The 26494-nt window shown below is 27.4% G+C and carries 21 protein-coding genes; 5 read left to right on the top strand and 16 right to left on the bottom strand.

The window, feature by feature from the left end:
• The first annotated feature begins 51 nt into the window (after positions 1 to 51).
• From HMPREF0202_RS07770 to HMPREF0202_RS07790, 5 genes are read left to right on the top strand one after another with little or no spacing between them, the layout of a single operon-like run.
• Complete coding sequence (locus tag HMPREF0202_RS07770) at positions 52 to 1572, top strand: ABC transporter substrate-binding protein (RefSeq protein ID WP_023050330.1); 1521 nt, start codon at positions 52 to 54, stop codon at positions 1570 to 1572.
• Between the two features lie 9 nt (positions 1573 to 1581).
• On the top strand, positions 1582 to 2535 hold the full coding sequence (locus HMPREF0202_RS07775; RefSeq protein WP_040406898.1) for an ABC transporter permease: 954 nt from the start codon (positions 1582 to 1584) through the stop codon (positions 2533 to 2535).
• Positions 2532 to 3335 carry an ABC transporter permease gene (locus HMPREF0202_RS07780; protein WP_023050332.1) on the top strand — a complete coding sequence of 268 codons (804 nt, stop codon included), beginning with the start codon at positions 2532 to 2534 and terminating at the stop codon, positions 3333 to 3335. The genes HMPREF0202_RS07775 and HMPREF0202_RS07780 overlap by 4 nt, the downstream gene beginning before the upstream one ends.
• Positions 3336 to 3349: 14 nt before the next feature.
• Positions 3350 to 4327, top strand: coding sequence for an ABC transporter ATP-binding protein (locus HMPREF0202_RS07785; RefSeq protein WP_023050333.1), 978 nt, complete (start codon positions 3350 to 3352; stop codon positions 4325 to 4327).
• Complete coding sequence (locus tag HMPREF0202_RS07790; RefSeq protein WP_023050334.1) at positions 4324 to 5004, top strand: ABC transporter ATP-binding protein; 681 nt, start codon at positions 4324 to 4326, stop codon at positions 5002 to 5004. Before HMPREF0202_RS07785 ends, HMPREF0202_RS07790 begins: the two co-directional genes overlap by 4 nt.
• A gap of 25 nt (positions 5005 to 5029) precedes the next feature.
• Here HMPREF0202_RS07790 and HMPREF0202_RS07795 read toward each other — a convergent pair whose 3' ends face one another.
• The 16 genes from HMPREF0202_RS07795 to HMPREF0202_RS07870 all read right to left on the bottom strand — a co-directional run bounded on the left by HMPREF0202_RS07795 (position 5030) and on the right by HMPREF0202_RS07870 (position 26490).
• Positions 5030 to 6712, bottom strand: a complete 1683-nt coding sequence (locus tag HMPREF0202_RS07795; RefSeq protein ID WP_023050335.1) for an FAD-binding protein — start codon at positions 6710 to 6712, stop codon at positions 5030 to 5032.
• Positions 6713 to 6801: 89 nt separating this feature from the next.
• Positions 6802 to 7719 carry a hypothetical protein gene (locus HMPREF0202_RS07800; protein WP_023050336.1) on the bottom strand — a complete coding sequence of 306 codons (918 nt, stop codon included), beginning with the start codon at positions 7717 to 7719 and terminating at the stop codon, positions 6802 to 6804.
• On the bottom strand, positions 7709 to 9820 hold the full coding sequence (gene pelG, locus HMPREF0202_RS07805; protein ID WP_023050337.1) for an exopolysaccharide Pel transporter PelG: 2112 nt from the start codon (positions 9818 to 9820) through the stop codon (positions 7709 to 7711). The genes HMPREF0202_RS07800 and pelG overlap by 11 nt, the downstream gene beginning before the upstream one ends.
• Position 9821: 1 nt before the next feature.
• Positions 9822 to 11234 carry a GT4 family glycosyltransferase PelF gene (gene pelF, locus HMPREF0202_RS07810; protein ID WP_023050338.1) on the bottom strand — a complete coding sequence of 471 codons (1413 nt, stop codon included), beginning with the start codon at positions 11232 to 11234 and terminating at the stop codon, positions 9822 to 9824.
• Positions 11216 to 12094, bottom strand: coding sequence for a hypothetical protein (locus tag HMPREF0202_RS07815; RefSeq protein WP_023050339.1), 879 nt, complete (start codon positions 12092 to 12094; stop codon positions 11216 to 11218). Before HMPREF0202_RS07815 ends, pelF begins: the two co-directional genes overlap by 19 nt.
• The gene (locus HMPREF0202_RS07820; RefSeq protein WP_023050340.1) at positions 12094 to 13923 is read right to left on the bottom strand and encodes a DUF2194 domain-containing protein; all 1830 of its coding nucleotides are present in this window, start codon (positions 13921 to 13923) and stop codon (positions 12094 to 12096) included. Before HMPREF0202_RS07820 ends, HMPREF0202_RS07815 begins: the two co-directional genes overlap by 1 nt.
• Positions 13913 to 15124: a GAF domain-containing protein gene (locus HMPREF0202_RS07825; RefSeq protein ID WP_023050341.1), complete on the bottom strand. Its 1212-nt coding sequence runs from the start codon at positions 15122 to 15124 to the stop codon at positions 13913 to 13915. The genes HMPREF0202_RS07820 and HMPREF0202_RS07825 overlap by 11 nt, the downstream gene beginning before the upstream one ends.
• Positions 15125 to 15136: 12 nt before the next feature.
• On the bottom strand, positions 15137 to 16036 hold the full coding sequence (locus HMPREF0202_RS07830; RefSeq protein ID WP_040406902.1) for an endo alpha-1,4 polygalactosaminidase: 900 nt from the start codon (positions 16034 to 16036) through the stop codon (positions 15137 to 15139).
• A gap of 20 nt (positions 16037 to 16056) precedes the next feature.
• Positions 16057 to 17343 (bottom strand): 4Fe-4S dicluster domain-containing protein, encoded by a 1287-nt coding sequence (locus HMPREF0202_RS07835; RefSeq protein ID WP_023050343.1) that lies wholly within the window; start codon positions 17341 to 17343, stop codon positions 16057 to 16059.
• A 20-nt stretch (positions 17344 to 17363) separates the two neighbouring features.
• A complete protein-coding gene (locus HMPREF0202_RS07840) occupies positions 17364 to 18227 on the bottom strand; it encodes a DMT family transporter (RefSeq protein WP_023050344.1) in 864 nt (287 codons plus the stop codon).
• 64 nt (positions 18228 to 18291) lie between these two features.
• Entirely contained in the window at positions 18292 to 18546 is a 255-nt protein-coding gene (minE, locus tag HMPREF0202_RS07845; RefSeq protein ID WP_023050345.1) for a cell division topological specificity factor MinE, read from the bottom strand.
• A 13-nt stretch (positions 18547 to 18559) separates the two neighbouring features.
• Positions 18560 to 19351, bottom strand: coding sequence for a septum site-determining protein MinD (gene minD, locus HMPREF0202_RS07850; protein ID WP_023050346.1), 792 nt, complete (start codon positions 19349 to 19351; stop codon positions 18560 to 18562).
• Positions 19352 to 19369: 18 nt separating this feature from the next.
• Positions 19370 to 20059, bottom strand: a complete 690-nt coding sequence (locus HMPREF0202_RS07855; protein ID WP_023050347.1) for a septum site-determining protein MinC — start codon at positions 20057 to 20059, stop codon at positions 19370 to 19372.
• 181 nt (positions 20060 to 20240) lie between these two features.
• Positions 20241 to 23954: a beta-galactosidase, LacZ type gene (gene lacZ / locus HMPREF0202_RS07860; protein ID WP_051364144.1), complete on the bottom strand. Its 3714-nt coding sequence runs from the start codon at positions 23952 to 23954 to the stop codon at positions 20241 to 20243.
• A gap of 134 nt (positions 23955 to 24088) precedes the next feature.
• Complete coding sequence (locus HMPREF0202_RS07865) at positions 24089 to 25729, bottom strand: BCCT family transporter (RefSeq protein WP_084537658.1); 1641 nt, start codon at positions 25727 to 25729, stop codon at positions 24089 to 24091.
• Positions 25730 to 25851: 122 nt separating this feature from the next.
• Positions 25852 to 26490 carry a hypothetical protein gene (locus HMPREF0202_RS07870; protein WP_023050350.1) on the bottom strand — a complete coding sequence of 213 codons (639 nt, stop codon included), beginning with the start codon at positions 26488 to 26490 and terminating at the stop codon, positions 25852 to 25854.
• Between the last annotated feature and the right edge of the window lie 4 nt (positions 26491 to 26494).

Consider the following 26494-nt stretch of genomic DNA (forward strand, 5'->3'; position numbering starts at 1 on the left):
GTAAAACTATGCTAAACTTAATACAGTTTAGATAAAAATTTTGGAGGCATTATGAAAAAGAAAATTATGGCTGCTTTAATAGCAATATCACTACTTTCTTTAGGTGGATGTAAGGAAGAACAAATTGAGAATAAAACAAAAATAATAATTCCTATTAAAGTCGGATTTAACTCAATCGCTCCAGATACTGATGTTTCGGCTGCTACAAAAGAGGTCATTAGAAATATGAATACTGGATTAATTCGATTTGATCCTAACTCTAAAACTCTCGTTCCCGCTTTAGCTGAATCTTATGAAATTAAAAATAATGGACGAAGCTATATTTTCAAACTAAGAAATGATATTACATTTCATAATAAGCAAAAAATTACTCCTGAAGATGTTAAATACTCTTTTGAAAGAGTCGCTGGGACAAATAGTGGAAAAGCCATTGTTGGAGAATGGAATAAAAAATTAGAAAGTATAAACATATTAGATACTAATACTATTGAGATAAATATAAAAGATACTGAACATAGTAGCTCTGATATATATAATATTACTGATGTTTCTATTATACCAAAAGGAATTAGCGAAAGCGAATTAGAAAAAAATCCAATTGGAGCAGGACCATATAAATTTGTTGAATATATCCCTGGACAAAAAATTGTGTTAGAGGCTTTTGAAGACTATTATTTAGGTGCTCCTGAAATAAAAGAGGTTGAATTTAAAGTCTATAAAGAAGGAGCTAGTAGACTTCTTTCATTTAAAAATGGTGAAATCGATTTTCTTCCTTTAAATTTAGAATCTTTAAAAGAAGTTACAAAAGATAAAAATATAGAAGTGGTATCATCTTTAGGTAATGATGTTAATATTTTATATTTAAATAACTCTTTTAAACCTTTCCAAAATAAAAAAGTTAGACAAGCTATTTGGGAAGCTATTGATATGGATAGAATTATTGAAAATTTAGCTTTACCTAAAGCTGAAAAGTTATATACACATATGTCTCCATATTTAAAAGAATTTTATAAGAATGGACTAGAAAAAAATTATCCCTATAATCCAGAAACTGCTAAAGAGCTTCTAAAAGAAGCTGGTTACAGTAACTTAAGTTTTACTTTAACAACTATTTCAGAAAATACTTTTGAAAATGATTTAGCTCTTTTTATTAAAGAGGATTTATCTAAAATTGGTGTTAATGTAAGTATTAATCCAATTCCATGGGGACAGTATCTTCCAGAAGTTTACAAAGGTCATAAATATGAAGCTGCTCTTTTAAGAGTTGCAGGATACCCTGATCCACAAAGAATTCTTCAAAGATATAAGACAAATTACTCTTCAAATATGGGGAATTATTCAAATAAAAAAGTGGATGAACTTTTATTAGAAGCGACTGAAACTTATGATACTCAAAGAAAAATTGAAATTTATAAAGAGATTCAAAAATTGTTAAATGAAGATATTGCATCTGTTTATTTAATGGATCAGGGAGTCGCCGTAGCTCTCTCATCTAAATATACAGGATATAAAACATACCCTTTTGCTTTTATAGATGTTTCAACTATAAAATTAAAAAAAATTAATAAGTAGGTGAAATCTTTGATATACTTAAAAAAATTTTTTTCATCTATTATTACTATTTTTATAGTATCTTTAATTATTTTTTTACTTTTTGAATCATTACCTGGAGACCCAGTTTTAATTAGACTAGGAATTGAAAGTGATCCTATTTTAGAAGCTCGTTTGAGAGAGGAGCTTGGCTTAAATGCTCCTTTTTATATTCGATTTTTTAAATGGTGTTTTCAACTTTTAAAAGGAGATTTAGGTAACTCTTTTTCTTATTCTAGTTATACTGTTGTTGAACTAATAAAGTCTAGATTTTTAACTACTTTTATAATTACAATTTCAACTTTAGTAATTGTATTGGTTACATCTATACCATTAGGAACAATTTTAGCTAAAAATCATAAGTTTAAGACTTTTAAATTTTTAAAAGTTTTTTCTCAAATTGGGTTTTCAATCCCTGCGTTTTGGACTGCAATAGTTTTAATGTATATCTTCTCATTAAAGCTAAAACTTCTTCCTACTTTAGGAAGTGTTAATTGGAATAGATACCCAATTACATCTTTAAAATCTCTTATTCTCCCGATACTTACTCTTAGCATAAGTAAGGTGCCTTTAGTCAGTCACTACCTTTGTAATAGTATGATTGAGGAAAGTTCAAAGGATTATGTTCGAGTAGCAAAAAGTAAAGGTTTAAATCAAAATGAGATATATAAAAAACATATATTAAGAAACTCTTTGATTAGTGTTATCACTGTAATTGGTATGATTACGATTTATCTTATTACTGGAACTATCGTTATTGAAAATGTTTTTGCATTACCAGGATTAGGAACCCTTTTAATGGAAGGAATAAGTCGAAAAGATTATCCACTTGTTCAAGGTATTGTTCTTTATATAAGTTTTTCTGTTATTTTGATAAATTTTATTATAGATATTATGTATTCTATTATCGATCCAAGAATTAGAAAAGAAGGAGAAAAAAGATGAATCTATCTAAAAATACTAACTTAAAAATTGGTTTATCTATTATTGGTGTTCTTTTCTTTTTTATGATTTTAAGTATATTTTGGACTCCATATAATCCATACTTAATTGATGAGTTAAATAGATTAAAACCGCCATCTTTTTCCCATATATTAGGAACTGATCAGTTGGGAAGAGATATTTTATCTAGAGTTATGGTTGCTTCTCAAGGAGCTTTTTATGTTGGTTTTATTTCTGTTCTTATTGGTGGAATTATCGGAAGTTTTTTAGGAACTATATCGGGGTATTTCTCCAACTGGATTGATGAAATAATCTCTAAAATAATTGATGCTTTTATGTCTATTCCATCTATCTTATTTTTATTAGTTTTTATAACCATATTTGGAAAAGATCTTAAAAACACAGCCATTTCAATTGGCATTTTAAATATTCCTACTTTTTTCAGAATTAGCAGAAGTAAAGTTATGGAAATTAAAAATCTACCATATATAACTTGGGCTAGAATAATAGGGGTTAAAGAGATTCAAATTATTTTTTCACATATTTTTCCAAATATACTATCTACATTAATTGTTGTTGGTGCATTATCTTTTTCAACAGCAATTCTAACAGAAGCTAGTCTTAGTTATTTAGGAATGGGAGCTAATCCTCCTGAACCTACTTGGGGTGAGATTATTTACAGAGCTCAGGAGTATATAACAACAAATCCATTTTATGCTTTTGTTCCTGGAGTTTTAATTAGTTTAGTAGCTATTGGCTTTAATCTTCTTGGCGAAGGTATCAAAGAGTATATAAAAAAATAGGAGTATATATAAATATGGTTATTTTAAATGTTACAAATCTATCCATAGAGGAGATTTCAAAAATTAATAGAGTTGTTGTTGATGAAATATCTTTCTCTTTAAAAAAGGGTGAAGTTCTAGGAATAGTTGGTGAAAGTGGAAGTGGTAAAACTGTTACAGCAATGAGTCTTTTAAATTTATTATCAGATGATTTAAAAATTTCAAAAGGAACCATTAATTTTTTAGGTACTGATATTTGTAAAGCTTCTGAAAAAGAACTTGAAAAAATTAGAGGTAATAGTTTTTCTATTATATTTCAAAATCCAATTAGTTCATTAAATCCTCTAATGAAAGTTGGAAAACAAATCTTAGAAGTAATTGAAAAACATCAAAATTTAGATAAAAAACAGATGTTAAATAGAACTTTTGAAGTTCTATCTGATGTTGGTTTTAAAGATAATTTTATGGAGATATATAATAAATATCCACATGAACTTAGTGGAGGACAGGGTCAAAGAATCGGTATTGCAATGGCAATTGCCAATAATCCCAAAATTATTATTGCAGATGAACCAACAACAGCACTTGATAAAAATACTCAAGCACAAATTTTAAATCTTTTAAAAGAGATTCAAAATAAATATCAAACTTCTATAATTCTAATATCTCATGATTTAGAGATTATTAAGAATTTTACTGACAATGCTTTAATTATGTATTTTGGACAAATTGTAGAAAGTGGTAGTACCTATGACATCTTTCTTAATCCTAATCATCACTATACTAAAGGACTTCTGGATTCTCTTCCTGAAAATTTTAAAAAAGGAGAGTCTATTAAAGTGATGAAAGGAGGAATCCCAAATATAAATGACAATATCGAAGGATGCTTTTTTTCTCCTAGATGTCCTGCTGCTATAGAGAATTGTAAAAAAAATAGAATTATGTATAATTTTGATAAAAAAAATCATAAAGGAATTCGATGTATCAATCCTTTAAAGGAAAAGAATCTATGAAAAATAAAATAATCTTTAAAATAAAAAATCTAAACAAAAAATTTAAAAACTCTTTGGTTTTAAATAACGTTACTTTTAATATTTTTGAAGGTGAAACTCTTGGAATTGTAGGACCTAGTGGATGCGGCAAAAGTACTTTTGGAAAAATATTACTACTACTTTTATCACCTGATTCTGGTGAAATCATATATAAAAATAAAAATATATTTGCTTATAATAAAAATGAAATTTTAGAGTTTCGTAAAGATATTCAAATGGTCCTACAAGATCCCTATCTTTCTCTAAATCCTAAAAAAAATATTCAGTGGCATTTAGAAGAACCTTTATCTGTTTTAAATTTTCCTAAACATGAACGACTTGAAAAAATTCTTTCTATGTTAGAATTAGTTGGTTTATCTAGAGATTACTTAAATAAATATCCAAATCAGCTAAGTGGAGGACAAAAACAAAGAGTTTTAATTCTAGCAGCTCTACTTATAAATCCTAAAGTTATTGTTTTAGATGAATCTGTTTCAGCTTTAGATATCTCTGTTCAGGCTCAAATTCTAAATCTTTTAAGTGAGCTACAAAAAAAATTAAATCTAACATATATTTTTATATCTCATGATTTAAATGTTGTAAAGTATATGTGTGACCGTATTATTTCTTTTGAAAATGGAAAAGTTATAGATATATAAAAAAAGGGTTTATGCAACCCTTTTTTTATTGTTGATTTATAAATTTAACTGCGTTCTCTCCTGCAATACGTCCAAATATAACTGCAGCACTGTATGCAGCACTACTGTTTGTAACTTCTCCTGCAGCGAATACTCCTGGAACTACATTTCCTTCTACATCTAAAACTTCAGTTTTTTCGTTTGCTACTACTCCACCTCTAGTCATATGAACAGCTGATTCAACCTGAACACCATAGAATGGTCCCTCTGTTCTGAACTCTCTTTTAAATGGTTTTGCTCTAAATGGATCTTCTTCTTCTCCACGTATCGCTTTATTGAAATGATCTCTTGTAGCTACTAGCTTATCTGCTGGTACACCTAATTTTTGTGCTAATTCTTCTAAAGTATCAGCCTTTACATGATATCCTTTTGCAGTGTGCTTTTGTAAACGGTAACTTGCTTCATATAAAGCTTGATCATATATATAGAATGCCTTTCCATCTGGTTGAGCTAATATTGTTTGAGCAGCTTTAAATCTATCATTTTTAGAGATATTTTCATTTAAGAATCTTTCTCCCTTTGCATTTACAAGCATAAATCCATCTCCACCACCAGTTAAATCTCTAGTAGTTCTAACTATAAATGGGAATAAATTTAGTTCATCTAAATTAGCTAATTGCATATTATTTTCTTCAAATACAGGAATAAAATCACCCGTTGCTCCAAGTTGATTTGAAGTTTGAAGTTTTTCAGTTCCAGGAGAGTATTTAGCTAACAACTCCTTATTTGATGAAAATCCTCCAGTTGCCATAACAACAGCTTTTGCCTTTATATCATAAAAGTTATTTCCATTTTGAACCTTAACTCCTTTAATAGCTCCATTCTCTACTATTAAATCTGTTCCTTTTGTCCCTGTTCTTATATCTATACCTAAACTTTTAGCTTTTGCTTCCATTCCATCTTGTACTTCTTCTCCAGCATAAGCATCTTTTTCAGCCATATGCCCTCTTTTTCCGTAATAATGATTTAATTTTACTCCCATTTCTCTTAACCAAGAATCTAATTTTGAAGCTCCTTCTGCTTGAGCTCTAGTTCTTTCTGGAGTATCCATCCAGTTTGTATTATCAGCAATTAATTTCTCAACAGAATCCTCTACACCTGCTTTTTTCTCTGCTTCTGAATTAATTAAGTCATAGAAATTCATATCGTACTTTCCATTTCCACTTAATATATCTAATTTTTCAATTAATATTATATTATTTAATCCAGCTTCTTTTGCAGATATTGCTGCTGCAAGACCTGCTGGTCCTCCACCAACTATAACTAGGTCTGTAGATACTGGCTCTAAATATGCCACTGGTTGCTCTGGTCCTGCTGTTTTTACAGTTATTCTACCAAAATCTTTTCCACCCTCTTTTAATGCTGCAGCCACTGCTCTTTTAACTCCTAAAGATGTGTATGTTGCTCCTGATACACTATCAACTATTGGAGATTGAGCTTTTAAAATTCTATCTTTTAAAATTGGAAATGATCTTGACATTATATGTGAAGTTTCATTATCTGAAACTAATTCAAGATTTTCAATCTTATCTCCTTTTGTGATTACATTTACTTTAATCTCTCCAGAAAATCCATTTCCTTTACCTATAATAGACTTTTCCTTCTCACCGCAAGCCATTAACATTAAACTTGCTAACAAAATTGCTAATTTACACCTGTTTACTTTCATTATTACCCCTTTAAATTTTCTTTGAACAAATATTCAAAGAAAATTTTAGCACATAATGACTTTTTTATCAATGTTTTTAACTATTTTTTTTAAAAAACATATTCAAAACCACATCTAATTTTCATATATAGTCCAGATTCTGAAACATTTGAAAATTTTGTTTTTACTTCTTCAAAATTATATCCAGTTATTCCAATTTTTGCAAAAATTCTCAACTTCTCCGTTATATCTTGACTGTATAATAAGTACGGTCCTACATTGAATTTAAATGATTTATCTTGATCTGTATTCTTGTAGTAGTTATATGAATCAATTTCTGAATCTAATGAAAATGCAAAATTTTCATTTAAATCATATGTCCATCTAAAATTGTTTTCAATTCTAAATAAATAGGTTCCTCTATTATTTCCATAATCTAAATACTCATTATATATTGTGAAAAAATTCTGGAATCCATAACCTAAATTTATACTTCCTGTTAAGTTACCCTCTAAGGAATATCCATCTCTAGAATTTGTATCAATAGATGAAAGAAAAAAATCAAATCCCCAATAAGCTCCACCCAATCCTATATCTGAATTAGTACGAACTCTATATCTCAATGAGTATTTATTTTCTTTAAAGTTCTCTCCAAAATCACTCGATATATCACTTACATTATATTTAATGTAGGGGCCTATATCGCTAAACCAATTTTTTCCAAAAACTTCTTTTTCCTCTAATTTCCTATATAAAGAAAAGGTATTTTCCCATCCATCTGTATTAGAATTTTTATCATATTTTTTTTCAATATCATAATCAAAAGTCCAATTGTCATTTAGTTTTGATGTACCCGTTCCTATTTTCCATTTGTAATATTTTTTTCCATCTTTATTTTCTAGCTCTCCATAGCTCTGATATAGATTGTTTTCTGGTTCTTCTAAATAAAAATTTAATATCTCCCGTCCAACACCAAAAGAACTTAAATGAAGTAGTAGAAATGTACATATAATATTTTTAATATTCATCTCCAACATACACTCCTTTTCTATTAAATCCTTCTCTATCTACTCCATTTTCATCATAACCATTTTTATCGTAACCATCTTTATCATAAATATTCTCATATGACGCGTCATTTTCATTTTCAAAACCTTCTATTGGTTTTTTGTTTCCATCTTTATCATAACCACTTTTATTATAACCCTCTTCATTATATCCTTCATAGTTATACCCATTCTTATTATAATAATTATTTGTTTCTTTATTTAAACCATACCACGTCCATCCATTTTTATCAAACTCTGTTTTTGTTTCCTTGTTTAACCCTTGAAAATCAAATCCTTTTTTATCATATTTAGACTTAGTTATTCTATTATATCCGTTATAATCAAATCCTCTTTCGTCAATATTTTTTCCTGTATCACTGTTTATTCCACTAAAATCAAAATTAAAATAGTCATACGGTGAGTCTGTATATATGTTCCATCCCTCTTTTGTAAATCCTCTTGAATTAATTCCCTCTTGATTATATCCATCATAATTATATCCTTCTTTATTATAATAACTCATTGTATTCCAATTTCTTTTAGTTTTTCTATTAAATCCATCTTTTGTATGAGTACTTGTACAACCACTTAAAAATAAGAGTATAACTATTATTAGCGGAAAAATTAATTTGCGATTTAGTATCTTTTCTAGTTTCTCAAGAAAAGGAGCTTTAATATTAAAAGAAAAATTTTGCTTATAAAAAGTAATATAATTTAACTCTTGAGCTATTCTATCTAGCATTATTTCTGATAAAATAAGGGATAAAAAAGCTGCTACAAAAAATCCAAGTCCTGTATATTCATTTCCCATTAATGATGTTATTATTGAAAAAAAGGTACTTAAAATGAAAAATACAATTGATATTAATAACGCCTCTTTTCTAGAATCAAAATATAAAAATATAGTTATATATACAGATATAAAAACCGTACAATAAGCTGCAAAAATCATGACTCTAAATAGATCTAGTAAATATAAATCCATTCCATATTTTAAAAATATTACTTTAGATAAAAGAGCTACTGAAAATGAAACAAAAAATTGAAGCTCCATTATATAGTAAATCTCCTCTTTTAATACATCAATCATTTTTTTCTTTTCAACATCTATATCTACTAAGTTTCCATTTAAAGTTAGAAGAGCGTAATATCTTTTATAAATTGGAAAAAACTTAGTTTCCATAAATACTAAAAAATAAATCATAGTTGGAATTGTTAAAAAGAAAGCATAAAATACTGCAACCTCATATAATGGAGAGCTTAAAAATACTCCTCCTACTCTATATGAATCACCATATATCCAATTTACAAATATATGAGACCACATTCCAAAATTAAAAAATATTCCAATAAAACTTAAAGAGGTATATCTCTTGAAAGCTCTTAAAAACTCAAACTCACTTTCATCTGAATCTTCAAATATATATGTTAAATATGAAAAAAGCATAAAAAATGTTATTCCTATTCCAATTGTATAAGCTAAAATAATTGAATAAGCTAGATTATTTTTAAAAAATTCATTATTTGAATATTTTAAAATATATCCTCCTAAACCTACCGCTACAACATTTCCTATAACATAAGCTAATATCGAATAACTATAGTTCTTTACAGCTGATATATAATTCATACTTACCCAAATTCCTGATAAAAAACAAAATAATGCAGTTAATGTATATATGTAAAACCACGATAAATCCTGTCCTTTAAAATATAAAACACCTATAAAAAATGATATTATAGTTATAAATTTTATTGTTCCTATATATGTTGATTTTAATTTTTTTTGTTCTCCTGAGTATATACAATCAGATATAAATCTCGTTATTAAATATTGAACTGCTCCAGTTAAAAGTTGAGAAAATATGAACGAATAAACTATTCCTGTCATAAATAGATTTCTCTCTCCTCTTGAAAGAATATATTGTTTTCCTATAAACATAAGAATATTTAAAGTTATAACAGTTATGAGCCATGGACCTACTCCAATAAGGGCTGAATAGGCCATGGCCTTTATATCTTGAAACGTATTATTATCCTCTGAAAACAGATTTTTCAACTCAAATCCTATTCCTGCCATATTATTCTCCTAACTCTTTATATAATCTTTTATATGAATCTATAAATTTCTTTTTTGAATAGTATTTTTTAACTATCTCTTTTCCATTTTTTCCCATCTCATTTATTTTTTCTCTATTTTGAAAAAGTGAAACTATAGCATCTCCTAAATCAGAGTATGAAGTTGGTGGTACAATTATTCCTGCTTCTCCTTCAGATTTTTCTTTTAAAATTTCTCTACAATTTCCAACATCTGTAGCTATAAAAGGAATTCCACAAGCTAATCCTTCTAATATGCTAAGTGGTTGTCCTTCTGAAATTGATGTTAACATTAAAAAATCTAAAAATTTATAATAATCTTTTACATCTGCTCTTCCTGTAAAAGTAACATAATCTTTCAAATCTAAATTTTCTACTAATTCTAAGCACTCGTTATAATACTCCTCATTTTCCTCTGTAGGTCCTATTAAAAAAAGTTTAGTATTTCTCAGCTTAGGTAACGCCATTTTAAATCCCTTTAGCATCATTTTTACATCTTTTATAGGAACGACTCTTAAAACTGAACCAATATTAAACCCTTCTCTTTTTTCTCTTATAACTTTAGAATAAGATTCAATATCAATACCATTTGGAATTACTTCACACTTTTTTGAATCTGCTCCATTTTCAATTTGAAGTTCTTTATTGTAGTCAAATAAAGATATTATTTTATCACACTCATCATAGGTTAATCTTGATAAAAAGTAAAAAAAATCTATCCATATTTTTTTAAAATCTTTCTCTATCCATTTAGCACCAATAACTTCTTCCTCTCTTTCACGTGGATAAATTCCATGTTCTGTTAAAAGCAATGATCCACCATTTTTTATTTTTCCTAGTGCGGATACATATCCAGAGTACCCTGTTGCCACAGGATGATATATATCAGCTTTTGGCAACTCCTCTTGAGATAAAGATATTAAATTTAAAAATATATTTCTATATGTCCAATAAAAAGTATTAAATCCAATTCCATCATAATTTTGCTTGTAGTATTTTAATAAACTATTCCAAAAACTCTTATTTATTATTATCTCCAATGGATTTCCATATTTTTTATCTGATATTTTTTCTATTATTTTTATAACTTCTTCAGAATCAAGATTATTAAAATTTAAAATTTTTTCTATCTCTTCCTCTAATTTCTTAAATTTAAATCTATTTTTAAAAACTTTAAACGGTGAAATCTCATAATTTTTATCCAAAATTATATTTTTAATCTCTGTAACATTTTTAGGTATTTCATATTTTATTTTTGCAAAATCTAAATTTGGTATTATACATACAATTGAGAATAAATGTTCTTCATTGGATTTTACTAAATCCTGAATCCATGAAGATACTCCACCTACAACATATGGATAAGACCCTTCGCATATTAAACAGATTTTTGCCATTTTTTAACCTCTTTCAACATTTCATAATCATTTAAATCATAGTAATATTTTTCTATAAATTCCACTATTTTCTCATCTAAATCTTTTTTTTCTATAAGTTCTTGAATTAGTCTATTACACGCTTTATAATCTTTCATATCTTTATAAATAGTTAAAAGATTATATTTATCAATTATATCTAAATTTTCTTTTGACTTTGCAATATCTATGTATTTATTTTGATAAAATTCTAAAATCTCTCCAAGCAAAAGTCCTGAAGTACAATAATCATAATATATTTTAGAAAGTTCATTTGAGTCTTTTAACATCTCTTTTTCCTTTATAACCTTTTGAAAATTTTCATCAATTTTATTTATCTCTGTTGCTGCATAGTGTATAACTTCTATATCTTCATCCCACAGTGCTTTTTTTAGAACATCGACCTTAAACTTTAAATTTTGAGTTTCAAAACCAATTAAAAAGTTTTTCTTTTCTGTTGGAGTTCCAACTGCCAAGATATCATAAGCTCCTATTAAATTAAGATCAATTGAGCTATTTACAATTATTTCTTTCTCTTCATTTAAAATATATTTTTCTAAATTCTCATTTATTTCAATATCACTTTTAAAATATTCTCTAAAAAATAAAAAATTATTTATTAAAGCCATAACATATCCAACTATAGGAAAAATTAAAATAAAAATATCAAATTGATTTTCTCCTAAAAATAATCTATTTAAATATATAAAAATTAAAGCTAATGAAAAATGAGAAATCCAAAAGTATGATCTGAAACTTAAGAGTCCATTTTTAAAATAAAAAAATATTAGAATATCTAATATAAGAAATATAAATATGAGGAATATCTTTTTTATTTTCATTATAAATCCTCCAATATTATTTTAACTTCTGGGTCTTTTGCTGTCACAATATAAAAAGATTCATTTTCACTTTTGTTAATAAATTTAAAATCGCCACCTAGGACTTTAATTATTTTTTTATTTTTTATTTTAAAATGTGAATCAAATTGTCCTCTATAGTTTTTTATATTTATGAAAACATTGTTATCCTTCTTTTCATATTCTAAATCAATATTTTCTATAACACTATAATCATATGTCATTTCACTTTGAATTTGTGATTTTAAAACTGGATAGTTACTATTTACAGTTGAAAATATTCTTTCAAACTCTGCTTTTAACTCTTCCCAAGATTTACCATTTCCTCTCTCTTTATCCATAATATCGTCTGGATGTATAAAATGTGAAAGATATCCATATGCTCCAATAGCATTATATATTTGCCAAATAACTGTATCTGTATAGAAAAATCCAGATGACATTCTAGGAAGGGAGTATATATTTTTAAAATCTGGATCTCTTCCTACTTCTTGTAACAGTAATCCCGGTTCATTCTCTCCATAAAAAATTCCACAAAATACTTTTAAATTTGTAAATGTTTCCACTATAGCTTTCTTCCCACTTACAGGTAATAGATTACTTGGTGCTACATAACTATAAATATTAAAATTTTCACCATAAATATTTTCTATTTCATCCTTTGCTACTGTTAATCCTTTTTTCATTGCATCAATGCTTTCCCATGGTGTATATCCATAATCTTCATAATCAATCTCTTTTTCCAATCCTAAAGAGTAATGATTATATCCATGTAATCCTAATTCTCCACCTATCGATTTTAGTTCTCTTCCTCTTTTACTAAGATCATCAAACGTCTTTTTTCCAACTCTGACTATTTTATCTTTAATAGTTAAATCGTTATACTCAATTATAATAAATCCTGTCATTTTTAATCTTTGTCTTTCTGCAATTCCCATCATATCTTGCCACCAAATAAGATTAAAAAATCCTGAAGTATCCATTCCATACTCTTTTTTTATAATTTCATTTTGAACTACTGGAATTGGTGATGGGAAATCATCAATTTGAAGTATTTTAGAATTTAAAATTGGAAAAAATGTAACATCTTCAATATAAGCTATTAATTGCTTCATTACTCCTCTAAAAATTTTACCTTGAAATAATGTGGTATTACTAAAAAATACTTTTCCCTCTCCATATTTTCTAATCCACATTAAAGGTTCATTATTATCTGTTGTAGCTATCACATCAATATCTTTTTTTAAATTCATTTTTAGTCCCGAGCTACCAAAGATAATACTTCCAGGTTTTAAATCCTTTAATCCTGGAAATATATCTTTTTTTAAATTGAAACTTTTAGTTTCAATAAATTCACCAATTTTTTCTATCCCAGCCATTTGATTAAAAGGACTTCTATAAGATCTTTGAGTTATAAAAAGATTTCCACCTTTTTCAACTCTCTCTTTTATTCCTAAAAAGTTTTCCTTTAATAAACCACTATAATTTTCTACTGCTAAGATTATTAAACTATACTCAGAAAAATCTAAAGCTTTATCTGTTGAAATTGAAATTGAGTCATACTTAACTTTTGAAAAATTAAAAACCTCTTCTAATCCATCTTTTATATCTTGACTTCCCTCACTTCCATCTCCGTATAAAATAAGATATTTTTCAGGTTTTTCTATTTTTAAATTTCCAGATACTGGAGTTGGAAGACTAAAATTATAAATCTGTTTTAAATTAAATATATCTTCCAAATTTTTTATTCTTAACTCTTGAAAAAAGAATACTGCTATTAGTACTAGACCTAATATATATTTAGATTTCATATATTTCAACTCCTGGAAGAATTTCAGAAACCCTTTTTATTAAAACATCTTTACTTTCTCTATTAGCATTTACAAAAAGAAATTTTATAGTCTCCTCACTCATTCCTACAACATCTATATCTCTAACTTTTCCTTTTAACTTTTCATTCAATTCTTTTGGTGTAAAATTTGGATTTCCAGCTTCTAATGCTATATATTCAGATCCAAATAATTTTTTTCTTTTCTTATCCTCTTCTAAAATATATGAAAAATATTGTAAATTATATATTCTTGTGTTTTCATATGAATTTTTTAATATTTCAATCTCTGCCTTATCAAAAGCATTTACTAAAGCATTATTAATCCACTGGCTTATTACCTTAAACAATTCTAATAGATATTTTTCTTGATTATTATATTTTAATCTTTCTATGTTTACAATTCCAACAACTTCTTCGCCCTTCAAAATTGGAGCTACATAAACAGGATTTTTTATATTTAAATCTCTATTCCCTTCTAGTGTTTCTTTACTTTTTAAAACTTTAGAGTATATATCTCCCTCTTCTACTATTATAAAGTTTGGAATTACGCTATTTCCTATTTTTACTCTTGCTCTAAACGTATTTCTCTCTTTATTGTATATATATATCGATACTACGTCACTTCCTAAAAAATCTGTTAATATCTGCAAAATTTGTGTAAATATTTTTTCTACATTTTTAGTTAATATTGAAGATGTTATTTGATGTAGAGTTAAAATGCTTTCTTTACTTCCCACTATTCTACTTTTTAATCTTTCATTTATATTCACTAATTCTAAATTTTTTTCTCTTTGATTTTGATTTTTTTCTTCTAAGATTTTATTCTCATCTTTTAAATCATCAATTTTTTTTCTAAGATTATCAGAAAATCTTCCAAGGGATAGGGCAATAAAAAAGAAAAGCAAAATAAATTTATAATAACTAAAATCTAAAAAGAACACAACTAAATCATTGCCTAATTGATAGTAAGCAAGAATATAAAATAATGAGGCTATTATAACCGTTTGTAGACTAATATAGACTCCATATTTTAATGCCATTATTCCTATAACAATAGTTAATGGTTGAATATTCATATTTAAGAAATCACTTTTAAAATTTGAAAAATAAAAAAATATTAAATATATTGCTAGACAATATACAATACTTTCAACTATACTTAAAATAAAATTTTTTTTCATAAAATACCACCTTTAAAACTGCTCATAAGTGTCTATAGTATCTAAATAGTACCCATCTACTCCTATGTCATCTAATTTTTTCTGATAATTTCTTATAATCTCTTTCCACTGAGGACTCCAATATTTTATTATAAAATTACCTTCCCAATTCTCATTCTCTTTAACTATCCATTCAGGTAGTTTTTTATTCCAAGAATTATGCCAATAACCTCTATAATTTTCTGCTTCTCCTATACTAAAATAAGCAATTATCAATCTTCGAGTTCCATTTTTTCTTATTTTTAAAGATTTGATTTGTTCTTTTGTTAAAAATTTACCATTTAAACTAGGTTCTATAATTAATAAATCAAAATCTGTATTCTTTAAAACTCTATAGTAATCATCTACATTCTTAAATTTTTCAGGATTTAAAAGATATAAAAAATTTTTAACTTCCTTTAAGTTAGTTACATTTTTTAAACTATTTTTTTGAAGAGGTTGAAAAATACTATTAGCACTATATGAAGAAACTGCTTCTCCCACAAAATTATATTTCTCTGTATCCTTTAAAATTTTACCTCTCAACTTTTTATCGTTAGCATAATTTACTGAAAATACTACTTTTCCCTCTTTTTCTATTTCAATTAAATTCTTTAAAAGATAATTTTTTTCATCTTCAGGAGTTGCTTCATTTATACCTCCAACACCATAAAACAATGATTCTTGGGAAACCCCATCTACATTTTTTATAAATTCCATATCCAATTTATCTCCATTAAAAAAAATATTAGTTCCATTTTGTGGCACTAATATTTTCTCTTTGGATTGGGTTTTTATCTGCTTTATAAGTTCTCTCATTTTTATTTTACTCACTTCATCCCCTTTTACAAAAGATATCATCGAAATAAATAGGAAAACTATAATTTTTTTCATAAACCTCTCCATTCTTAAAATTAATAATTTTTTAATAATTTCTCTAGGTAAACTGATTTCATCTGTTTACTCGCCATAATTTTATGCACAGGAGATAGTTTTAAAATTGCTCCTAGTATGGCCGCCATAGCTCTATGACTAAATAAAGCTTTATTATCAAATATCAACTCTTGAAGCATACCTTTCTCAATTGCCATTAAAACTGATCTATGAACAGAGTTTATTGGAGTTATCACTCTTGTTTCACGAGGCATTAATAATATACTACTTTTAGGACAAGCTCTTCCACATACTCCACATCCTAAACAAAGTTCCTCTTGAACTACGTATTCTCCCTCTATTTTCTTTATAGCATTAACAGGGCAAACCTTTAAACACTTACCGCAATTTATACATGTCTCATGATTTATTTTAGGTAAAAAGTTTGTTGTTTCTACGGGATGCATCATTCCAAATTTTTTAGCTGCCACTAAAGCTTCACAGCAACATCCACAACAATTACAAATAAATGTTACTCCCTCTCTTACATTTTCGCCACATTGAACTAAATTACTATCATATGCTTGCTGAAGTAAATCCATTCCCTCTATTTTATCAACTCTTCTTGCGTAACCATTATTTATCAATGAGTTTGCTACATTTCCAAAAGTCATACAAATATCCATTGGTGCATCACAAGCTTTTCCCACATGTTGCATTTTATGTCTGCAATAACACATACTAATTCCCATATGGTCTGATGTTTCTATTATATGTGAAGCTTTTTCATAATCTAAAACTTGAACTAAATTATCTAAAGTATTTGAAGACATGGTATTTTGTGTCTCTCTAGTTTTTTCTAGAGCATCTTCATTTACAAAAACTCTTCCTAATTTTGTTTCCGAACTATAAAAAAGATCCTTTATAAAATCCTCTTCTACATTCATATACTGGTATAAAAGTTCTCCTAAAAGTTTTTGATCAATATCTCCTCTAGTTCTCATCATAGAAAATTCTATAAATCCAGCCATTGGTGGTGGTAGTATATAAGTTTGAACCCCTTTATGTACCGTATCTAATAAAATCGCTCTTGATGCTAGTGTATCTAAAATATTTTTAGCATCTTTTTCTGATATCTTCCAAATTGATGCTGCCTTTTTTAATGTAAAAGGCTTTATTGGAAGTTGTGCTACTAACTCTGCCTCTTTTTCTGAAAATAGTATCGCTAGTATATCATATAGGACTTTAGATGGTGGTGCTCCTTGAGGAAATCTGTTAAGTCTCTCCTCTAAACTTTTATATGCTGACTTACCTACAATATGGCTCATGTTTTCCTCCTAATTAACTTTTATCGTTTTTTGACTTCTGTTAATAGTATAGATGTAAAAATTAGTAATCCACCTATTACAACTTGAAAAGTCATCTTGTCTCCTAAAAGTAAAACAGAGAATAATGCTCCAAATATTATCTCTGTTGTTAAAATTAAAGAAACCTGACTAGGATTAATCTCTTTTTGAGCATATGTTTGAATTGAATAACAGATGAAAGTATTAAAAAGAATTATGTATACTAATGCTAAAATCTGTTTAAAATCATATGTTCTAGTAAAGATTGTTGCTCCTTCAAATATTATATTCAGCAAGATTCCAATAATTCCTGCTGAAAACATTTGAAATCCATTAATTGTAAAGGGATTTTTATTTTTTATTCTGCTTCCTATAACTACAATTTGAAGAGCAAAGCATATAGCACATATAAAAGTTAAGAAATCTCCAAAATTAATTGTTAAATTCTTTTCAAAAGAAAGAAACCCTATACCTATAAAGCACATTATAGATGATAGTATGTAAATTAACTTTGGTTTTTCTTTTGTGATAATCCATACAATATATGGTACAAAAATAACATTTGCTCCAGTTATAAAAGCATTTTTAGATGAAGTTGTATAAACTAATCCAACCGTTTGAAAAGCAAAGGCTGAAAATAAAATTAAGCCCGCTATTAATCCTAAGTTTCTTTCAGTTTTTTCAATTTTTATTTTTTTTATTTTCATAATACAAAACATGACTACTGCTGTTATAAAAAATCTTATTCCTAAAAATTCAAATGGTTTTATTCCACTATCTAAAATTATTTTTGTAGCTGGAAATCCACTTCCCCAAATCATGGCAACTAAAAGTAATAATAGTTTACTTAAATTTTCTTTTTTCATTTTTATCCCCCTGTATTATTTAATTTTATCCCCTCATTTATTAAAAAAAAATAGCACCGTAGTACTATTTTTTTATTTTTATAGGTATATTTGCTATCAATGCTGTTTCTCTTCCCGTTTCCGCCTCTTGAGAAACTTCAATATTTAAAGAATCTCTATCTATATCCACATATTTAGATATTACTGCAATTATTTCATCTTTTAAAGTTTCAAGCATTTTGGGAGAAAGCATAGCTCTATCATGTATCAGTACTAACTTTAAACGGTCTTTAGCTACTGAACTAGATTTTTCTTTATTCAAAAAACTAAAAAATCCCATATTTCGCCTCCCCTTATTTTTTAAATATTTCTTTTATCTTATCAAAAAATCCAACTTTAGGATCTAAATCTAAAAACTCAACATTTTGTCCAAGTGTTCTTGAAGCTATATTTACATATGCTCTAGCTGCTAAAGATTCCCCTTTATACACTAAAGGTTCTCCTTTATTTGTTGATATAACTATATTTTCATCATCTGGAACAATTCCAATAGGTTTTATTCCTAAAATATCTGTTACATCATCCACACTTAACATATTTCCATCTTTAACCATTTCTACTCTTAAACGATTAACTATTAATTTTGGATTTCTAATTTCATTTGCTTCTAATAATCCAATAATACGATCTGCATCTCTAACTGCAGAAATTTCTGGTGTTGTTACAACATAAGCTTCTTCTGCCGCTGCGATAGCATTTTTAAATCCTTGCTCTATTCCTGCTGGACAATCAACTAATACAAAATCATATTCAGCTTTTAGTATTTCAATTAACTCTCTCATTTGCTCTGGAGTTACCGCATTTTTATCTCTTGATTGAGCTGCTGGTAAAAGATGTAAATTATCATTTCTTTTATCTTTTATTATAGCTTGCTTAGGCTTACAAACACCCTCTATAACGTCGATTAAATCATAAACTATTCTATTTTCTAATCCCATAACAACATCTAAATTTCTTAAACCTATATCTGTATCAATTAATAGTGTCTTTTGATTTTGCATAGCTAGTGCAGCCCCTAAGTTAGCACTACTCGTCGTTTTACCTACTCCACCTTTTCCTGAAGTAATTACTATAACTTTTCCCATAATTCCTCCTATTTCCCTTTATATTTTTACCATATGCTCTAAAGTTGCTTTATTGAATTTTTCAATAAAAATATTTCCATCTTTTAAATAAGCTACTTCAAAATCTAAGGTTTTTTTAACTTTATTAACATCTAATACATTTGTACTTGGATTTTTCGCTATAACTTGTCCTATTTTTATTTGAATAGGATTTAAAGAAAAAGCTCCTACAAAGGCCTCTGAACCATCATCTTCTCCTGCATAAACTGTTCCATTTAAATATCCTAATACAACAACGTTTCCTTTAGATTTAATTACTGCACCTGGATTCACATCCCCTAATACAACTACATTTCCATCAAATTCTAAATTATGTCCAGAACGTAAAGTTCCTTTATGAAACTTTGTACATCCCTCATCTGTTACATCTTTTATATTACTAAATGGAAGTTGTCCTCCTGGTAACTGCGAAAAAGTAGATTTTTCAGAAAAAATGAATGCTATCTTTATATTCGTCTCTCTATTTATTACTCCGATTAAAATATTTTCCTCTATTTCTGTTAGTTTTCTATTAGTAAATTCAATGGCTATTTTCGCATCGCCTATGAATGCTTCAGCCTGTTTAATCTTTTCAGAAAATTTATCTTTTAAAGAGCTAAAATCGATGTTACTATCTAATTGCACAACTAACCTGTCCTTTTTTCCCTTTAGAATTACACAGTCATTCATATTTGTACGCTCCTAATTTCATTTTTTACATATTACCAAATTATAGCACTTTTATGTTCAAACTTCAATCATTTTATAACTATATAGTTTTTTTTTATTGGATAATTTTTTATATTTTTTACAAAAAAAAGAGTTATGAAAATTCTCCACAACTCTTTTTCTAATTAATTATTTTAGCATTTTATTTTACAAATTTTGCATCTCCATATGTTCCATGATCATATTTTGTTACACCATCTGAATTTAATATTTGTAACTTAAGTTCTTTAACTCCATTTAAATCAATATCAATAAATTTAGCTCTATCTGAACTTTTCATAACGCCACTATTAAAAACTTCTTTTCCATCAGCAAAAACTTTAAATTCAGCTGTTCCTCTATAACCTAAAACTTCTCTATCTAATCCTACATAACTCTGGAACTTTTTAAATCCTTTTCCCTCAATATTAACAATTATATCATTGTCTGATAATCCATTTATACCCTTGTCAAATTTTATAACCTCTCCATTCTCAAGTCTTAGAGTCAATGGATTTTCAGCGATAGTTTTATCTTTAGATGTCATCTTATTTGAGTTTTTTACTCCTAAATCAGATAGATATACTACATTATTTGCAACTTGCTCAATAGCTCTTCTTGCTTCAAAATAATTTTTAGAATCTATATCTAAATTATTATCTCTTTTTTCAAATGAATCTATATCTTTATTTTTTTCTACTATTTTAAATGTGTATCTTTGTACTTCTCCAGATTTTAACTGATACTGATCATGTGGTCTAGCTCCCCATGAATTATCACCACCAACTCCCATCTGTTTTCCAATTATTCTTAAAACTACGTTCTTATTCTTATCTAATTCAAATGGATGTCTTTTTCCACTCGAAAGTTCTTCAGGAGTATAATAAAGTGTATTAAACTCTAAAGTTTCTCTCTCTGGAAGAGATGTAACTAATAATCCCTCTCCATTCTCATTAGCGATTTCAACCCATCTAATATCACTTCTATTTCCTGTCTCAGATGGATTTATATATGGAATAAAGAAATTCTCTACATTTTCTTCATAAATTCCAACATCATACCCTGTCTTTCTATCAATATAATTCTCTTCTGGTCCTCTTCCGTACCACTTAACTCTATTGTTTTTAGGATTTAATTCTGTTATCATACTAAATTCAGGTATTTCTGGTAAAGTTTTTGGAGAATACAGTGACGAATCTACTAAAATTTCACCATTTCCATCAATAAGATACGTTACATAAAGTTTTGATGTTTCTTTTGTAGGAATATCTATTTCTAAATCTACTTTAATAACTTTATTTTCTATATTCTCAACTTTATAATTTACAACTTTACTATTTTTACCAGCATATCTCCAAGTATCAAGTCTTTTCATTGCTCCATTTCCCCTATCGTTATCATTTGGAGCTCTCCAGAAATTAAATTCAAGTGGAGTTTCTATAATATTTTTTCCATTACTTTCAAAAGATTTTATTCCACCTTTTTTCAAATCAATCTCTGCTTTAAAATTTTCCCCTGAAATATCTAAAATACTATTATTTTCTTTATACTTTAATTCTTTAACATTCTTTAAATCTATTTTCTCACTAATATTTTTATCTTTTAGTTGGAATTGCTCACTTGCAACAATATAACCTTTTGGTGCCCAACTTTTATCATTTTTTAATGCGAAATTTATATTTATGAAATACTCTTTTTTAGAATCTAATTTTATATCTTTTAATGGAATATCTACATCTTTTTTAGCTCCAGGTAATAAATCTACTTCAAATTTTCCACTTTTTATAACTTTTCCATTCTCAGTAATTTCCCAATTTCCACTATAATCTTTCAAATTAGTGAACATATATTTATTTTCTAAAGATATTTTTCCTTTGGATAAATCAGAATTTTTTATACCTATATTTTGGAATACTTTTTTTACTTCTATAAGTTCTGGTTGCACTGTTCTATCAGCAAATATCAATCCATTAGCTGAGAAGTTTTTATCTGTAAATTCTTCATCTCCCCAATCTCCACCATATGCAAAATATTTTTCACCTGTTTTAGGATCAATTGTTTCTATAGCTTGATCTACCCAGTCCCAAATATATCCACCATGAAATATTTCATTACTTTCCATAACATCCCAATAATCTTGAAGATTTCCAATACTATTACCCATTCCATGAGCAAATTCACATTGTAAATATGGTTTTGTATTATCTTCATAAACCAAATACGCCTTCATCTCTTCTATTGATCTATACATTCTACTATATGTGTCAGTTATATCTCTTTGTGGCTCATAATGAGTAAGTCTTGTTGGATCCTTTTCTTTTAAATATTTTGCAGCTAATTCAAAGTTTTTTCCTGTTGATGATTCGTTTCCTATTGACCACATAATTATAGATGGTTCATTTTTACTACGTTCAACCATTGCTTCTTGTCTATCTATAACTGCTGGTGTCCACTCTACTCTATCTTGAGGAATCTCATCAAGTCTTCCATGAGTTTCTAAATTAGCTTCATCCATAACATAAAGTCCATACTCATCACATAAATCATACCACTTAGGATCATTAGGATAATGTGAAGACCTCACTGTATTTATATTATTTTGTTTCATAAGTTCAATATCTTTACGCATTACATCTTCACTTACAACTCTACCTTTATCTCCTGTAAACTCATGTCTATTAACTCCTCTTAACATCAGTTTCTTTCCATTTACCATTATTTTATTATCTTTTATTTCAACTTTTCTAAATCCTATTCTATTGCTTACAGTTTCAATTATTTCACCTTTAGGATTTTTTAAAGCTAAAACTAAAGTATATAAATTTGGTTCTTCTGAACTCCATTTTTTGGGATTTATAAATTTTTCGTTAAAATTTATAATTTGCTTTAATTCATCTCCTGTAACTTCAACAACTTTTTCAAAATTCTTAACTTCTTTTTTCTTATCATCATAAACTTTTCCAATAACAGTATATTTCCCTGGGACAAAACCAGACTTTGTAGATACATCTACCTTTACATTTAAATCTGCATTTTCATAATTTTTATCTAAATCTGTTACAACTGTATAATCCCTTATATATGTTTTAGGAGTTGAATATAAGAAAACATCTCTAAAAATACCACTTAATTTAATCATATCTTGAGATTCTAACCAACTACCATCACTCCATCTATATACTTTAACTGCAATTTCATTGCTTCCCTCTTTTAAAAATTTTGTTATATCAAAATCATGTCCTGTAAATGAATCTTCACTATATCCTACATACTCTCCATTTACGTATAAATAATATGCTGATTCAACACCTTGAAAAGAGATATAAACCTCTCTTCCACCCCAATTTTTATCCATATTAAACTCTCTTTTATAATAACCAATTGGATTATAATCTTTAGGAGTATCAGGGTGATTTATCGGTGTTTTTTGATATTCCCAAGGATATGCTGTATCATTATATCTAATTTGATCATATCCATGTAACTGCCAACTCGATGGAACTGGTATAGTTTTCCAATTATTCGTATTATAGGAAGTTTTGTAAAAATCTTTTAAATCTTGATCTGGATGATCCACTAATTTAAATTTCCAATCTCCATTCAAACTTTTAAAGTTTTTAGAATTTTTAAAATCAGTATAATTTGGATTATTTAGTGCCTCTTCAATAGTATTAAAAGACATTTTAGTTACGTGTGCTTTCTCTCTGTTATCTCCAAATATTTCTGGATTATTTGTCCAAAATGGATTTGTTTTAGAATAACTCCCAGGATTTATACCTTCGTGACCTTTTGCATGATTAGACCCATCTAAATTATCCGAATAGCATAATGTTGTTAATACTGAACTTAATAATAGCATCATCTTTACTGTATTCATTTTTGTAAACCCCCTCAAAATTTTAGTCCCCACTTTATTACCCTATAAATGGGACTTTGTAAAGAGCATATAAATAAAAATATGAAACTAATTTTACCTAGGTGAAATTAGTTTCATATTTTTTCATTTTAAAATTATTCTTCTTTGCAAATTCTTAAATCTTTTACTGTATCTGAAAGATATCCTATCTCTTCTAAAGACATCTTTTTTATTTCATTTTTCAATTTTATACGCTTTTTTATAAAAATATCTCTCTTAAGAGAGTAAAAAAGTGAAAAAATCATTATAGGAAGTAGTATCAAAAGTGGAAAAGCTATTATTATAGATGCTGTTTTTAACATATCTAACCCTCCAGCAGATATAAGAGCTATTGCCAAAAGAGATTGAAAAACTCCCCAAATTAACTTTTTATATTTTGGAGGATTTAAATCTCCATCTGAGCTCATCATTCCTAAAACATATGTTGCTGAATCTGCTGAGGTTATAAAAAATGAAGCTAATAAAACAATAGCTACTCCACTCATTAAATCTCCCAAAGGATACTCACCAAAAACTAAAAATAACGCTGTTTCAGTATGCTCTATTGCTACTTTTGCAAACTCTCTTCCCAAAGATATTCCTAATGTTCCAAAAGCTGAAAACCATATAAATGAAACTAGCGATGGGATTACCACAACTCCTATAATAAACTCTCTTATAGTTCTTCCTTTAGATATTCTAGCTATAAATGTTCCAACAAAAGGTGTCCAAGCAACCCAATTAGACCAATAAAAGATTGTCCATGAAGATAACCATGTTTTATCACCAAAGCTATTTGTTCTTAAACTTATCTTCAAAAAATTATTCAAATAATTTCCTAAACTCTCTGAAAAAACATTGAAAATTCCTATTGTAGGTCCTAAAACAATTACAATAAACAATAATAAAAATGATATTAACACATTTAAATTCGATAAAGTTTTTATTCCCTTATCCAGTGACCCCAATGCTGAGTATACAAAAATAACTGTAACAACACCTATTATTATAATTTGACTTATTATATTGTTTGGAATATTAAAAAGATAATTTAGTCCACTATTTATTTGAAGTGCTCCAAATCCTAAAGTTGTCGCTACTCCTGTTATTGTTGCCAAAATAGCTATCACATCTATTATCATTTTTAACTGTTTTTCATATTTTTTCCCTTTTAAAATCGGTGAAAATAGTGAGCTAATAAGTCCTTTTTCTCCTTTTCTAAATTGAAAATAAGCCATTCCTAGGGCCAAAAAACTATAAATAGCCCATGGATGTATTCCCCAATGAAAAAATGATGTATTAAACGCAAAATCTATTGCCGATTTAGAACCACTTTCTATTCCACCTATTGGATTTACAAAATGAGTCATAGGCTCTGCTACCCCAAAGAATACTAGCCCTACTCCCATTCCAGCTGAAAAAAGCATTGAAAACCAAGAAATATTTGAATATTCTGGTTTTGAGTCATCTTTCCCTAATCTAATATCACCGTAACTACTACAACAAAGATATAAACATACTAATGCTATTAACAATACTATTATTAAATATAAAAATCCAAAATTTGTTATTATGGAATTTAATAATACTTTTGTTATCTTTTCAAACTGGGATTTATTTAATCCAATAACTGATAAAATTGTAAAAATGATAAAAAACGAAATGTAAAAAATGGGATTCTCTCTTAATAAAAAATTTTTGAAAGTTTTTGTTTTTTCGATATCTAACCCTATATTTTCTCCTTTGTTCACACTCATGTAAAACCTCCCTTTTTTTAGATAATGTATATATTGTAACATGATTTATAGTTTCAGTCAAATTAGTGACATTTATAAAAATAACGAAGTTATTAACTTCGCTACGTTTAAGTACTTATTTTTTAATTCTTTTTTAATATTTTATACTCTCCTAAAGGTTCTTCTAAATACTCAAAATTATTGTTTAATTCCTTTACAAAGTTTTTTATCCAAATGTTTCTTAAATTATAAAAAAACCTTACATCTACACCTTCTTTACTCCAAATTTCTTCGTGTACACAAATTCTTCTTTTCCAACTCACAAGATTTTCCTCAGAAACTGATACAACATTTACTCTATCACAAGGCATCCCATCTAAAATATAATTATTTATACTATTATATATATCAGTAGCACTAATATAGTCTATTTCAATTTTCGCCTCTCTTGCTGCTAAAACACCTTGTTCTTGAAAAATTTTCTCTAATTTTATTTGAGCATCTAAATCATTTTGTAAAATAATTTTTATCCATGCTGCTAATCTTGCTTCTGATGAATGTATTCTATTTTGTAACCATCCGTGTATATTTTCTAAATCAATAATCTCTTCTAAATTTCTATTTTCAAGTTTTTTTCCATATTTACTTTCAATTTCATTTCTAATATTTTTAACGTCCATTCCCTCTTCTAAAGCTAAAGTAATAACACACTCTTCTATATTTTCAAACCATAATATTTTATTAAAAAGCCAATAGTGTATTTTTCCTAAAAATAAACTCATTTTA

Origin of the sequence: Cetobacterium somerae ATCC BAA-474 (assembly GCF_000479045.1) — a bacterium.
GTDB classification, from domain to species: domain Bacteria; phylum Fusobacteriota; class Fusobacteriia; order Fusobacteriales; family Fusobacteriaceae; genus Cetobacterium_A; species Cetobacterium_A somerae.